Origin of the sequence: Clostridium sp. CX1 (genome assembly GCF_025398335.1) — a bacterium.
In the GTDB taxonomy this organism is placed as follows: domain Bacteria; phylum Bacillota; class Clostridia; order Clostridiales; family Clostridiaceae; genus Clostridium_AM; species Clostridium_AM tanneri.
Genome location: NZ_JAODOO010000005.1, coordinates 35,029 through 48,802 on the forward strand (window position 1 = coordinate 35,029; position 13,774 = coordinate 48,802).

The 13,774-nt window shown below is 32.0% G+C and carries 12 protein-coding genes and 1 riboswitch; of the genes, 2 read left to right on the plus strand and 10 right to left on the minus strand.

The window, feature by feature from the left end; translation table 11 throughout:
- Positions 1-65: 65 nt before the first annotated feature.
- From N4T77_RS20215 to groES, 3 genes are all read right to left on the minus strand, one after another.
- Positions 66-566 carry a prepilin-type N-terminal cleavage/methylation domain-containing protein gene (locus N4T77_RS20215; RefSeq protein WP_315903161.1) on the minus strand — a complete coding sequence of 167 codons (501 nt, stop codon included), beginning with the start codon at positions 564-566 and terminating at the stop codon, positions 66-68.
- A gap of 309 nt (positions 567-875) precedes the next feature.
- Positions 876-959, minus strand: a riboswitch (cyclic di-GMP riboswitch).
- Positions 960-1,103: 144 nt separating this feature from the next.
- Entirely contained in the window at positions 1,104-2,732 is a 1,629-nt protein-coding gene (gene groL / locus N4T77_RS06905; protein ID WP_261671026.1) for a chaperonin GroEL, read from the minus strand.
- 63 nt (positions 2,733-2,795) lie between these two features.
- Complete coding sequence (gene groES, locus N4T77_RS06910; protein WP_261671027.1) at positions 2,796-3,080, minus strand: co-chaperone GroES; 285 nt, start codon at positions 3,078-3,080, stop codon at positions 2,796-2,798.
- 360 nt (positions 3,081-3,440) lie between these two features.
- Between groES and N4T77_RS06915 the strand changes: the two genes are divergently transcribed.
- Positions 3,441-4,082 (plus strand): TIGR01906 family membrane protein, encoded by a 642-nt coding sequence (locus tag N4T77_RS06915; protein ID WP_261671028.1) that lies wholly within the window; start codon positions 3,441-3,443, stop codon positions 4,080-4,082.
- Positions 4,083-4,162: 80 nt separating this feature from the next.
- On the opposite strand, the gene N4T77_RS06920 is transcribed toward N4T77_RS06915, so the two are convergent.
- The 7 genes from N4T77_RS06920 to N4T77_RS06950 all read right to left on the minus strand — a co-directional run bounded on the left by N4T77_RS06920 (position 4,163) and on the right by N4T77_RS06950 (position 11,469).
- A complete protein-coding gene (locus tag N4T77_RS06920; protein WP_261671029.1) occupies positions 4,163-4,885 on the minus strand; it encodes a TVP38/TMEM64 family protein in 723 nt (240 codons plus the stop codon).
- A 150-nt stretch (positions 4,886-5,035) separates the two neighbouring features.
- Positions 5,036-6,523, minus strand: a complete 1,488-nt coding sequence (locus N4T77_RS06925) for a 4Fe-4S dicluster domain-containing protein (RefSeq protein WP_261671030.1) — start codon at positions 6,521-6,523, stop codon at positions 5,036-5,038.
- Between the two features lie 284 nt (positions 6,524-6,807).
- Positions 6,808-7,719 (minus strand): DNA-3-methyladenine glycosylase, encoded by a 912-nt coding sequence (locus N4T77_RS06930; protein ID WP_261671031.1) that lies wholly within the window; start codon positions 7,717-7,719, stop codon positions 6,808-6,810.
- Between the two features lie 63 nt (positions 7,720-7,782).
- Positions 7,783-8,193, minus strand: a complete 411-nt coding sequence (locus N4T77_RS06935; protein ID WP_261671032.1) for a C-GCAxxG-C-C family (seleno)protein — start codon at positions 8,191-8,193, stop codon at positions 7,783-7,785.
- A 109-nt stretch (positions 8,194-8,302) separates the two neighbouring features.
- Positions 8,303-9,685, minus strand: coding sequence for an NADPH-dependent glutamate synthase (gene gltA / locus N4T77_RS06940; RefSeq protein ID WP_261671033.1), 1,383 nt, complete (start codon positions 9,683-9,685; stop codon positions 8,303-8,305).
- On the minus strand, positions 9,685-10,575 hold the full coding sequence (locus tag N4T77_RS06945) for a sulfide/dihydroorotate dehydrogenase-like FAD/NAD-binding protein (protein ID WP_261671034.1): 891 nt from the start codon (positions 10,573-10,575) through the stop codon (positions 9,685-9,687). Before N4T77_RS06945 ends, gltA begins: the two co-directional genes overlap by 1 nt.
- Positions 10,576-10,836: 261 nt before the next feature.
- Entirely contained in the window at positions 10,837-11,469 is a 633-nt protein-coding gene (locus N4T77_RS06950) for a redox-sensing transcriptional repressor Rex (protein ID WP_261671035.1), read from the minus strand.
- A 377-nt stretch (positions 11,470-11,846) separates the two neighbouring features.
- Here N4T77_RS06950 and abc-f point away from each other — a divergent pair, with 377 nt between their 5' ends.
- The gene (gene abc-f / locus N4T77_RS06955) at positions 11,847-13,760 is read left to right on the plus strand and encodes a ribosomal protection-like ABC-F family protein (RefSeq protein ID WP_261671036.1); all 1,914 of its coding nucleotides are present in this window, start codon (positions 11,847-11,849) and stop codon (positions 13,758-13,760) included.
- The last annotated feature ends 14 nt before the right edge of the window (positions 13,761-13,774 follow it).

A 13,774-nucleotide genomic window follows, 5' to 3' on the forward strand; every position in this document is an offset into this window, starting at 1 on the left:
AAATCAGCCAGATTAACTCATAGTTACAAAAACATGGATGATTTACACCCATGCCTTTGCAATAATTATTTACCTATTTCGTAATTATTCTTTAACACGTTACCATCCATATCTACACCATAAACTTTATATTTATTACTTTCAACAACAATAATAACTGCTCCATTATACTCATGATCACCTGCAATCACAGAATCTCCTGGCATGCTATTCATTATTAAAACTGAAGATTTCGCTGGCGCATTAGTAGACGTCAAATCCGGAATACCTGTTCCCTCATTTGCTGGATTAATAATTTGTTCACTCTTGTCAGTATCTAAGGTACTAGTACTTTTAAAATTTTTCTCCATAGCATCTTGTAAATTCTCTTTTGACATAAAATTGTCTCCAGTCTTTGTTTCTAAATAAGCCCTAACAGTATTCATGTTAGTTGTAACCCCTGACACCTTCGCATTTTTTTTGAATATTCCTGACTTAGGTATAAGTACAACTGCTAGTATAGCTATAATAGCTAATACTATCATAAGCTCAATCAAGGTAAAACCTTTTTTCTTAGTAATGTCCATAATTCCATCCTCCTAAAACTTGTCTTAGAATTAAATATTTAAACAAAATTTATATAAAACTTGTTAGCTCTACATAAACAGTGTTTTTGAATCCTAATGGCTAATACTAAATTAATTAATACTCTAAATCAGTATTAGTTCTTTTACTGAATTTAATATTCCTTTTTTATAGCTACAAAATGTTTTATTCACAAAATAATAATATAATATCTACTATAAAAATCCTATAGTGAGCTTATACCTAAAATAACTAATTCTCCCTCCATATATTTAGGTTAAAACAAACCCCTATATTCATAAACACCTTTACGAATACAGGGGTGGTTGCATCACTAACTCCATACATCCAAGATGCCCAAATAAAGCATGTACTTCACAGTTTCCCTAAACTATTCATTTTATTGATTTAATTTTATCACCTCATCTAAATTTATTCAATATAAATTTACCAATCCTGTAATATATAGGTATGACCACCATCCTAGTTATAAATAAAAAACGCCACGTGCATAAGCACATGACGTTTTAATTATAATCTTAGTACATTCCGCCCATATCCATTCCTGGAGCACCTGGCATTGGTGCAGCATTCTTTTCTGGAATATCAACTACTGCAGCTTCAGTAGTTAAGAATGTTGCAGCTACTGATGCAGCATTTTGAAGTGCTGATCTAGTAACCTTAGTTGGGTCAACGATACCAACCTTTAACATGTTTACATACTTATCATGTAAAGCATCGTATCCCATTCCAACTTCGCTGTTTCTAACTTTATCAATTATTACTGAACCTTCAACACCAGCATTTGTAGCTATCTGTCTTACTGGTTCTTCTAGAGCTTTTCTGATTATGTCTATACCAACTTTGATATCTATAACATCAGAAGTTAATTCAGCAACCTGTGGAATTGCGTTAACGTAAGCTGTTCCACCACCTGCAACTATTCCTTCTTCAACAGCTGCTTTTGTAGCTGCTAGAGCATCTTCTATTCTTAACTTTCTTTCTTTTAATTCAGTTTCAGTTGCAGCACCAACTTTAATTACAGCTACTCCACCTGCTAATTTAGCAAGTCTTTCTTGTAATTTTTCTCTATCAAATTCTGAAGTAGTTTCTTCTATTTGTCTCTTTATTTGAGCTACTCTGTTATGGATTTCGTTCTTATCGCCTCTTCCATTTACAATTACAGTATTCTCTTTTGAAACTTTAACAGATTCAGCTCTTCCAAGCATTTCTAGAGTAGTTTCTTTTAATTCTCTTCCTAATTCTTCTGAAATTACTTCTCCGCCAGTAAGTATAGCTATGTCTTGAAGCATATCTTTTCTTCTGTCACCGAAGCCTGGAGCTTTTACTGCTACACAAGTAAATGTTCCTCTTAATTTGTTAAGAACTAAAGTAGGTAGCGCTTCTCCTTCTACATCTTCAGCAATTATTAATAGCTTTCTTCCTTGTTGAACGATTTGCTCAAGTACTGGTAGTATATCTTGGATATTTGATATCTTTTTGTCTGTAATTAAGATATACGCATCATCTAATACAGCTTCCATTTTTTCTGTATCAGTTACCATGTATGGACTTACATATCCTCTATCGAACTGCATACCTTCAACTACATCTAATTCAGTTCCCATAGACTTTGATTCTTCAACAGTGATAACACCTTCGTTGCCTACCTTTTCCATAGCGTCTGCTATAAGTTTACCAATTTCCTCATCAGCAGCGGATATAGCAGCAACTCTTGCTATGTCTTCTTTTCCTTCAACAGGTCTTGAATTTTTCTTTATTTCTTCTACTGCTTTATCTACAGCCATTCTTATACCTTGTCTTATAAGCATTGGGTTAGCACCAGCTGTAACATTCTTTAAGCCTTCTCTTATAATTGCTTGAGCAAGTAATGTAGCTGTAGTTGTTCCATCTCCTGCTACATCATTTGTTTTAGTAGCAACTTCTTTAACTAATTGTGCTCCCATATTTTCATATGGATCTTCTAATTCTATTTCTCTTGCTATAGTAACACCATCATTTGTTATAAGTGGTGAACCAAATTTCTTATCTAATACAACATTTCTTCCCTTTGGTCCTAATGTAACTTTTACAGTATTAGCTAGTTTATCTACACCAGCTTGCATTGATCTTCTAGCTTCTTCGCTAAATAAAATACTTTTTGCCATAAAAGAGACCCTCCTCACGATTATATAATCTATTCAATTCTTAAATTCTTAAATGTTTTAAAACTATTCAACTATTGCTAGTATGTCATCTTGTCTTAAGATAGTGTATTCTTCACCATCCATCTTTACTTCTGTTCCAGCATACTTGGAGAATAATACTTTATCTCCAACCTTTACTTCCATTTTAATTTCTTTTCCGTCTACTACTCCTCCTGGTCCTACTGCCATAACTTCAGCCTCTTGTGGCTTTTCCTTTGCTGTTCCAGGTAACACTATTCCGCTTTTTGTTGTTTCCTCAGCTTCAATTCTTTTAATAACTACTCTGTCTCCAAGTGGTCTAATTCTCATAGTTAAACCCCTCCTTAAAATTACTTGATAATTTTATTTAAATTCATTTATTAACAATTAGTTGTTAGCACTCACTCCTATCGAGTGCTAATACAATTATTATAATAATGAATTGTATTTACATTTTCAAATGCTAATTTCATAGCTAATAATTTGTTTTAAGTGAATTAGGGCAATTTACCACACTTTAGATATTTTTTTCTCCTTATTTCTAAGAATTACATTAATATACTATTTATTTAGAATTTTTTTACACAAAATCATACTTTTATATTATTATCTAATAATATAAATATAATACAAGTACAGTAAAACTTTTTTAACTTAGGAATAATTTTTAAAAGGAAGAGATTAAAGGATATGAAAACTATTGCTAGATTATTACTAACATTTTCGCTATTATTATTTATTACCGCTTCTTCTGTAAAAATAGCTTTAAACTTCAAGGCTCTTTATTATTGGGATATAGAGCATCTAAATATAAAAAGTTATACAACCTTAAGCAAAGAAGAAATAAGGTCTACCTATGATTACCTTATAAACTTCATAAATACAGATAAAACTGATGAGTTTAGGATTCCTTTACTTCCATCCTCCAAAGAAGCAGCTATTCACTTTCAGGAGGTGAAAAGTTTATTTATAAAATTGAACTATATTTTATTTTCTTCTGCAATAGTATCTGCTGCAGGAATTTACTATATGAAAAAGTATAGAGATTTTTCACCTTTAAAATGGTGCTCAATTATGATTTGGTTAAGTTTTATTGTTTTATCTGGAACCTTCTATATAAACTTTGATAAGTCTTTTAACTTTTTTCACAAAGTGCTTTTTAATAACGACTACTGGCTTTTTAGTCCTAAAACTGACCCGGTTATCAATATTCTTCCTCAAGAGTTCTTCCTCCATTGTGCTATTTTAATTCTACTATTAATAGTCTTATGGAGTGCATTTTTACTAATAATATTTAGGAAATTAAATAAAGATAAAAGAGTATCGATATAAAAATAGTATATCGATATTCCTTTATCTGTAATTAGCTGTAGCATTAAATAAAACCTTTAAGCACTTGCTAACATCGATTTTTACTCTTCTCTTCTTGATTTTGTTCTAACCATTCCAGATATTATCTTTTCCCCTTTAAATAATCCTACAATAAATAGAACTATTGCCACAATGGCTATCACTATTAGTACTACCTTATTTTCTACATTAAACTTTGCACCAAAGTATGCAGACATAAATATTCCAGGGACTCTTCCTAAAGTAGAGTAAATAATGAAATTTTTAAACGTTATATTGGATATTCCACACATATAAGCCAAAACATCTTTAGGTATACCTGGTATTAGGTATAATAAAAATACTATATAATTTACACTTCCCATCCTTAGTGCCTTTTCAAAAAATTTAAAATCCTTTGCAGATATGATTTTATTTATTAAAGGCTTTCCATAAAATCTAGAAATGCTGTATACAACCATACTTCCTGTAGTTATTCCTAAAAGTGACAGAATACTACCCCAAAGCGTCCCATATATATATCCTCCTGCAATCTGTACAACTTCTCCTGGTATAAAAAAAGCAATTACCTGAATAATTTGCAGAATATAAAAAGCCAATATACTATATTCTCCATAAGACATGATTGTCTTTTTAATTCTATCGGGATTCTTAAGTATATAAAAATATCTGTGATAATATTCATAGGCTATAAAAAGCAAAATTGCAAATATAATACCAAGGACTATATGAGACTTGTATTCATGCAGCTTATCCTTAACCCTTTCCCAAAACTTTTTATCCATCTTTTCACCTTAATTCTCTGTTTACTCTATAATAGTATTTTTCAACAAAAATCTTACTTTTATAGTATCAACTAGATTATTTAAAGTAAACCTATAAAATAAAAAATCAGTTTTCAGACTATAATTTAATCTCAAAACTGATTCTATTGATTATCTTTCTAAATTTACACCTTCAAATTTTTCTAAGTTTTCATTTGAAAGCACAGATTTCTTAGGAGATTGTCCACTAAATTTGTTAAGCTGTGGTTTAGATTTCATTATAGAAACGATAGTAGCTGGTCCACCTATACATCCACCTTCACACATCATACCTTCTATAAAATTACCTTGAAGTCTGCCTGCCTTAGCCATTGTCATAGTTCTCTTTATTTCGTCCATTCCACTTACCTTAACAGGTTTAAACTCTACTTCAACATTCTTTTCCTTAACATAGTTCTCTATAGCTGCTGTAAGTCCTCCACCTTGAGCAAAACCTCTTCCAAATACAGAAGCATCATCAATAGCTATATCTTCACAAGCTTCAGGATCTATTTCGAAAGCTGCCATAATAGCTGCTATTTCTTCAAAAGTTAAAACATAATCTACTGCATCTTGTATTGTAGGTCTTAAGATTTCACTTTTCTTAGCTGTACATGGACCTACAAACACTACTAAGGCATCCTGATCATACTTTTTAATCATTCTTCCTGCTGCAATCATTGGAGATACTGTTCCTGAAATTCTTTCTGCTTGATCTGGGAATTTCTTCTCAATATAATTCATAAATCCAGGACAGCAAGAGTTGGCCATGTATTTGTCTCCCTCTTCTATTCTTTCAACAAATTCATTACTCTCATGAACTGTTACCGCATCAGCTCCACAAGCTGCCTCAACCATATCTTCAAAACCTAGTTTCTTAAAGGCATCTTTAACCTGTCCAACTGTTACCTTTGGTCCAAACTGTCCAGTTATTGCTGGTGCTACTACTGCATATATTTTCTTGCTATTTACTAGCTCTCTAGTAACTTCTGTAATATAACTTCTGTCAGATATTGCGCCAAAGGGACATCCTGCCATACATGCTCCACAGTTTATACAATCCTCATTATTTATTACTGCTATCTTACTATCAGAGTTAATTTCTAGCGCGCCAGTAGGACAAGATCTCTTACAAGGTCTCATTACCTCTGCAATAGCGTTATAAGGACATGCCTTTTTACACATTCCACACTCTTTACATAATTCTTGATTTATATAAGCTCTTCCTGCTACTCTAGCTACTGCCTGTGCTGGACATACTTCCATACACTTATGTTCAATACATCCTCTACAAGCCTCAGTTACAGTATACTTATCTATAGGACACTTATCACAAGCTGCTTCTAATATAAATACCATTTGATTTTTATCGTCAATTTCTGCTAATTTTGAGTTTATACCATTATTTGGGGAATATCCCGATGCTAAAACTGCTCTCTCATATACAATTGCTCTTTCCTTATAAACACAGCATCTATATTGTGCCTTATCCCCTTCAATTATGTTGTAAGGGATTTTTTCAAGTTCTTCCTTGTTAAGTCTATTTTCCTTAGTCATAGTAGCTACTTCTTTTAGAACTAAGTGTTTAAGTTTTTTTAACTGGGTTTCAAACGTTATCATTTTATTTCTCCCTTCTGTTATAAAGCATCTATTAATTTATAGTAAAAGCCACTAAATATTAAATTTACATCATATATTAATATAAAATATCTGCAACTATTCGATCTTTTTCTTAATAATATTATTACAGGCGTAAAAATTTAGAACTATACTAATTTTTATAATACAGTTCTAATTTTTTTCTAATATTCCTTACCGATATATTATAACAGATTATTATTTTAAATGTAACAGAATTTTATTGGTAAAATAAATCAACAAAATTCTGTAAAATCAGACAATCTTTACTCTACATTTATGTTGTTTTCTCTTGCATAGTAGAATAAATATTGCTGAGCAAACCCAGATAACTGTCCAAACTTATTTACTCCAAAATCCCTTATCTTTTTTAGGGAGACATCTGGTGCTAAATAAAAATGCTGCATAGCTCTTTTTACCCATACATCTACAGGAAAAGCTGAGTACTTTTGCATTGAAAATAGCATTATACAGTCTGCTACTTTAGGTCCTATTCCCATGAATTTCTGAAGTTCCTTATGACAGCTGTCATCCTCCTGAGATTTAATCCAATCTATATCGTAGGTCTTATCATAGTTATCTTCTAAAGCTGTCTTATTCATGTAAATCTTATCCACAGTGTCCTTTATATACTTAGCTCTAAATCCAGTTCCACAGTCTTCAAGCTCCTCTTTAGGTGCTGTGCTCAGCTTCTCTATAGTTGGGAATGCATAATATTTTTTTCCCTTATATTCTAGTTCTTCTCCCCACTTAGCACTTATTTTCTCAATAGCTCTTCTTATCATAGGTATCCTGTTGTTGGCTGATATTATAAAGGATACAATAAGCTCAAAGGGATCTTGTTTTAGAAGCCTTATACCATATCCAAATTCCACAGCCTTCTCTAGAAGTGGATCTCTGCTTAATAGCTCTTTTATTTCACTATAATCCCTCTGCAAATGAAAATAATCTTCCCATATATTTTTGAAATCTTCCATATTTGTATTGTATAGCACTACATCCTCTTCTCTTTTTTCTACTTCAACTACCTTCCCAAAGGCTACACCTATATAGTTACCATTTTCCTGCTTGTGCCACCTGAAACACTGACCACAGTCAAATATATGCTCTAGCTGAAAATTTTCCACTTCTTTTATTATTACTCCATTTTCAAATTCTTCTACAGATCTATAATCCATTTCAATCAGCTCCTTTTATGGGAGATTAACTTTCTAATTTAAAGTTTCTACAACGCTTTTATCCTATTGGTTATCCTTCTCCCTTATAATAATTTTCTCTAAAACTTCCGCTGCAGTATAGACAATTTCACTACACCTAACATCATCATTTCTATACATTTCTTTTAATGACTTACAGTTATTACTTTTTAGTTTTTCTTCAAAGCTCTTAAAGAATTCTTGGGAAAGTAATTTTATCCTATCACTTTCGTGAGCTTTTTCCTTTGTAAAAATAATTCCTAAAATAGCTAATGAACCAGACACTACACCACAAGTGCCTTCAATTCCCATACCACCACCAAAGGCAGACATTGTCTTTAAAGTGTTCTTATCCAAATTCAAGTTATATTCCTCATTAGCAGCATAAACTATAGTTTCAGCACAATTTAAGTCATATTCCTCACTATAATACTTTTTAACCTTATCTAATAACATACTATTCACCCCTTATTATGTTATATTTTTATTAATTATACACTATTACATTAATTTAAAAAAGGCTACATTAAGTTTACCTTAATGTAGCCTAATTATTATACAATTATTATTTACTTAAGAACTCGTCAATAGCCTTAGCAGCTTTCTTTCCAGCTCCCATAGCTAATATTACTGTAGCAGCTCCAGTTACAGCATCTCCACCAGCATATACTGCTTCTCTTGATGTTAAACCAGTTTCTTCCTGTGCTACTATACACTTATGCTTGTTTATTTCTAATCCTTTTGTAGTTGATGATATTAATGGGTTTGGTGATGTTCCAAGGGACATGATAACTGTATCTACGTCCATTACAAACTCTGAACCTTCTACTACTACAGGCTTTCTTCTTCCTGAAGCATCTGGCTCACCAAGCTCCATCTTCACACATTTCATTCCTTTAACCCAGCCATTTTCATCTCCTAAGATTTCAGTTGGGTTTGTAAGTACATCCATTATTACGCCTTCTTCTTTTGCATGATGTACTTCTTCAACTCTAGCTGGAAGTTCTGATTCTGATCTTCTGTATACTATATGAACCTCAGCTCCAAGTCTTAAAGCTGTTCTAGCTGCGTCCATAGCAACGTTTCCGCCTCCAACTACTGCTACCTTTGTGCCAACCTTTATAGGTGTATCGAAATCTTCCTTAAAGGCTTTCATTAGGTTATTTCTTGTTAAGAACTCGTTAGCAGAGAATACTCCATTTAGGTTTTCTCCTGGTATTCCCATAAACTTAGGAAGTCCAGCTCCTGATCCTATAAATATAGCATCAAAATTTTCTTCTTCCATTAACTGATCTATTGTAACAGTTCTTCCTACGATTACGTTTGTCTCTATTTTAACGCCAAGCTTTTTAACGTTTTCAACTTCATGCTTAACTACTGTATCCTTTGGAAGTCTGAATTCTGGTATTCCATAAACTAAAACTCCGCCTGCTTCGTGTAATGCTTCAAATATAGTTACATCATAACCAAGCTTAGCTAAGTCTCCTGCACAAGTTAATCCTGCAGGACCACTTCCTATAACAGCAACTTTCTTTCCATTGCTTGGCTTTCTTTCTGATAAATCCACATTATTCTCTCTTGACCAGTCAGCTACAAATCTTTCAAGCTTACCTATAGCTACTGCCTCACCTTTTATTCCAAGTACACATACACCTTCGCATTGGCTTTCTTGCGGACATACTCTTCCACATACTGCTGGAAGTGCACTTGATTTAGCTATAACCTTAGCAGCCTCTTCAAAGTTTCCTTCTTTAACCTGCTGTATAAATTCTGGTATATGTATAGATACAGGGCAATCCCCTACACATTTAGGATTTTTACAATTTAAACATCTAGCAGCTTCTTGGATAGCTTCTTCTTTTGTATATCCTAAACAAACTTCTTCAAAGTTAGTTGCTCTTACCTTTGCATCCTGTTCTTGTATTGGCGTTCTCTTCATTCTATCCATTACTTGTCACCTCCGCAGCCACAGCCTTTTCTATGGTGAGTATCTCCCTCTTCTTGTCTAAGAAGTTTTTTACCTTCTTCTGTTTTGTACATAGCTTGTCTTCTCATTGACTCATCGAAATCTACTAGATGTCCATCAAATTCTGGTCCATCTACACAAGCAAACTTAACTTCTCCACCTACAGAAACTCTGCAAGCTCCGCACATTCCTGTTCCATCTACCATTATAGGATTTAAGCTTACAACTGTATGTATTCCATATTCCTTTGTAAGCTTAGCTACGAATTTCATCATTATCATAGGTCCTATAGCAATTACATGGTCATATTTCTTTCCTTCATTATCTATAAGCTCTTTTAATAAGTTTGTAACTAATCCTTTATATCCATAACTTCCGTCATCTGTTGCTACGTATAAGTTACCACATACAGCTTTCATTTCTTCTTCAAGTAGTACGTATTCCTTTGACTTAGCTCCAACGATTACATCTACATCTACACCGTTTTCATGAAGCCACTTAACCTGTGGATATACTGGTGCTGCACCAACTCCACCTGCTATAAATATCATTTTTTGTTTCTTTAAGTCTTCTATATTTTCATGTACAAACTCTGAAGGTTGTCCAAGTGGTCCTACAAAATCTGTAAAGCTTTCGCCTACTTCATATTTAGCCATTTTTTGTGTTGATCCACCAAGAGTTTGATACACTATAGTAACTGAGCCTTTCTCAGCATCATAGTCACAGATTGTAAGAGGTACTCTCTCACCTTTTTCATCAGTTTTTACTATAACAAATTGTCCTGGTAAACAAGACTTTGCAACTCTTTTAGCCTCAATATCCATTAAGAATATATTCGGCGCAAGCTCTCTTTTGCTCAAAATTTTATACATTTTGGTTCCTCCCCGAAATGAAAGTTTTAATTTTAATTACTCCTAAACCCTGTTACTATTATAACACATTAAAACAAAAATTGCACAACTAATCATCATTTTCTATAAATTTTTAATAGTATACAAGTTTATAGAATTATATTTTAATAATAAAATATAATTCCGTCACATATACTAGTCCTATATGACAAAGCATACTCATATTACAACAAATTTAAACAAAAAAAATAACTGAAGCATAACTTCAATTATTTTCATATGTTACTCTATATCAGTTAACAAGCAACTTAAAGTAAGTAAACTATCACTTAAATGAACATTTTCAACCTTTACATCCTCTGGTACCACAAGGTCAACATATGCAAAATTCCAAATTCCTTTAACACCATTTTTCACTAAAGTATCACAAACCTTTTGTGCATTATTACTTGGAACACATATAATTCCTATATCTATTGGGTTTTCCTTTAAAAAGTCTGATAGAAAATCTATATCTTTTATTTCTACATCCCTTATTCTAAGTCCGATAACCTTTGGATTTACATCGAAAATAGCCTCAAGACTGAATCCAAGTTTTTCAAATCTAGTATAATTTGCAATAGCCTGACCTATATTTCCTGCACCTATTATTGCTGTTTTATATACCTTCGTCAGACCAAGTATATTGCTTATTTGTCCATGTAACTCTCTTACATTATAGCCATAACCTTGCTGTCCAAAGTCACCGAAACAGTTTAAATCTTGTCTTATCTGGGAAGCTGTAAAGCCTATTTTTTCACTTAATTCCTTTGAAGATATTCTATCTACATCATTGTTCATTAATTCTCCTAAATATCTGTGGTACTTAGGTAATCTCTTTATAACTGCCATTGAAATATTCTTTTTCTTCTCCATACCGCACCTCTTATATATATTTTAAAAAGCTATATTTTAAAAAGCTATATTTTAAACTAATCACTTTGTCTATATTTTATCATTTTATAATAATTTTGTCCTACTTTTTATAGTATTATTTAAATATATAATATGTCAATAATATATTTTTTATTACTTTCTTTTTCTTTACGCTATTAGCAAAATTTTTTATGTTCTTTCACTTATTTTTTTACATTTTTTAGCCTTGATTGTAACTTTTTGTTTTGCTTGTAAAGTGAAATTAATATCATATAAACTGAGCTTGTACTAAATTATTCCAAGATAAATTCTTAAATTCCACTACAAAAAATTTCTCTTACATAGTAAAATATTAATGATTAAGGAAGGTGAAACTTATGATAATTTTAGGTTGTAAAGATATAAAAAAAAGTTATGGAATAGATGTTATCTTGGAAAACTTGACCTTTAATATAAATGAAGGGGAAAAAGTAGGCTTAATAGGTCCAAATGGCGCTGGTAAATCTACTCTTTTTAAAATCATTACCAATCAAATGGAACAAGATACTGGAGATTTATTTATAGATAAAAATAAAACCGTAGGCTACCTAGCACAGCATTTATCTCTTGATTCTTCAAGCACAATATATGATGAACTACTACTTGTATTTCAAGATCTATTGAACTTAGAAAACAAATTGAAAAAACTAGAAAATTTAATGAACGAACCCTATGATCCTGAAAAAGAAGATTATCACAACAAATTAATTAAAGATTATACTACTTGCTCTGAACTATACACAAATAGAGGAGGGTATACTTATAAAGCTGAAATAGGCAAAGTCTTAAAAGGATTAGGTTTTTCTGAAGATGATTACAATAAGGCCATAAGTATTCTGAGCGGAGGTCAGAAAACTAGAATAGCTCTATGTAAGCTGCTTTTAACCAAGCCAGATATTCTTCTATTAGATGAGCCTACAAATCACTTAGATTTAGATGCTATAGAATGGTTAGAAGAATACTTAAAAGCATACAAAGGTACAATCTTGATTATATCTCACGATAGATATTTCTTAGATGCAATTACTTCTAAAACATTAGAACTTATAAACGGACATGTTAACTGCTACAATGGCAATTACACTACCTACTTGGACTTAAAAGAAAAAAATTATGAAATCCAATTAAAGGCTTACAATATTCAACAATCTGAACTGAAAAGACAGGAAGAAATAATAGAGAGATACCGTTCCTTCAACAGAGAAAAGAGTGTAAGAGCTGCTGAAAGCAGACAAAAGGCCTTAGATAAAATTGAAAGGATAAAGGCACCGGATAAGGAAAGGAAAATTAAAAATGTAGTCTTTGAAACTCAGATAAAAAGCGGAAACGATGTTTTACATGTAGAAAACCTTAGTAAAAGCTTTGGAGATAAAGTTCTTTTTAATAATCTAGATATAGATATTAAAAAAGGAGAAAAAACAGCTCTTATAGGTGAAAATGGTAGAGGTAAAACAACTTTATTTAAAATAATAATGGATGACATAGAGCCTAATACGGGGATAAGCGTACTTGGTAAAAATGTTTTTATAGGATATTATGATCAGGAACAATCCAACTTGACTTCAGAAAAAACAGTAATTGATGAGGTCTGGGACGACTTTCCAGAATTAACTACTACTGAAATTAGAAATGCCCTTGCTTCTTTCCTCTTTACAGGAGATGATGTATTTAAAAAAATTTCATCCTTAAGCGGTGGAGAGAAATGTAGAATTAATCTCTTAAAGCTCATTCTTTCAAAGTCAAACTTTTTATTAATGGATGAGCCTACAAACCATCTTGATATAGTTTCCCGTGAAGCCTTGGAGAATGCAATCTTAGGGTATGATGGTACTGTTCTCGTAATATCTCATGATAGATACTTTTTAAATAAAGTTGTCGACAAAATCTATGAATTAGATATAGATGGTGTTAAAGAGTATCTGGGTAATTATAGTTATTATGTTGAGAAGAAAAAAAACCCACTTAGGTATCAAGAGGAAGAGGAAGCCGCTGGCAAAACTAAGACTCAGATACAAAATGAGAAGAGAAAGAAAAGAGAACTAGAAAAAGCGGAGAAAGAAAAAAAATCTAAAGTTAAAAACTTAGAAACAGAAATTTCAAACTTAGAAGAGTTAATAACAAAACTTCAAGATGAGCTTTGTCTAGAAGAAGTTTATTCAAGTCCCGAAAAAAGTGAGAATGTAAATAAGCAATTAGCAGACGCCCAAACCAAGTTAGATGAACTTTATGAGCAGTGGGAAACTCTTATTTAGTTAAAAGTTAAAAA

Bases quoted from the DNA above. Each gene is read 5' to 3' on its own strand.
- N4T77_RS06920 (WP_261671029.1), bottom strand. From the start codon at position 4,885: ATGGATAAAAAGTTTTGGGAAAGGGTTAAGGATAAGCTGCATGAATAC.
- abc-f (WP_261671036.1), top strand. From the start codon at position 11,847: ATGATAATTTTAGGTTGTAAAGATATAAAAAAAAGTTATGGAATAGAT.
- N4T77_RS06930 (WP_261671031.1), bottom strand. From the start codon at position 7,719: ATGGATTATAGATCTGTAGAAGAATTTGAAAATGGAGTAATAATAAAA.
- N4T77_RS06950 (WP_261671035.1), bottom strand. From the start codon at position 11,469: ATGGAGAAGAAAAAGAATATTTCAATGGCAGTTATAAAGAGATTACCT.
- N4T77_RS20215 (WP_315903161.1), bottom strand. From the start codon at position 566: ATGGACATTACTAAGAAAAAAGGTTTTACCTTGATTGAGCTTATGATA.
- gltA (WP_261671033.1), bottom strand. From the start codon at position 9,685: ATGGATAGAATGAAGAGAACGCCAATACAAGAACAGGATGCAAAGGTA.
- N4T77_RS06925 (WP_261671030.1), bottom strand. From the start codon at position 6,523: ATGATAACGTTTGAAACCCAGTTAAAAAAACTTAAACACTTAGTTCTA.
- N4T77_RS06945 (WP_261671034.1), bottom strand. From the start codon at position 10,575: ATGTATAAAATTTTGAGCAAAAGAGAGCTTGCGCCGAATATATTCTTA.
- groL (WP_261671026.1), bottom strand. From the start codon at position 2,732: ATGGCAAAAAGTATTTTATTTAGCGAAGAAGCTAGAAGATCAATGCAA.
- groES (WP_261671027.1), bottom strand. From the start codon at position 3,080: ATGAGAATTAGACCACTTGGAGACAGAGTAGTTATTAAAAGAATTGAA.
- N4T77_RS06915 (WP_261671028.1), top strand. From the start codon at position 3,441: ATGAAAACTATTGCTAGATTATTACTAACATTTTCGCTATTATTATTT.
- N4T77_RS06935 (WP_261671032.1), bottom strand. From the start codon at position 8,193: ATGTTATTAGATAAGGTTAAAAAGTATTATAGTGAGGAATATGACTTA.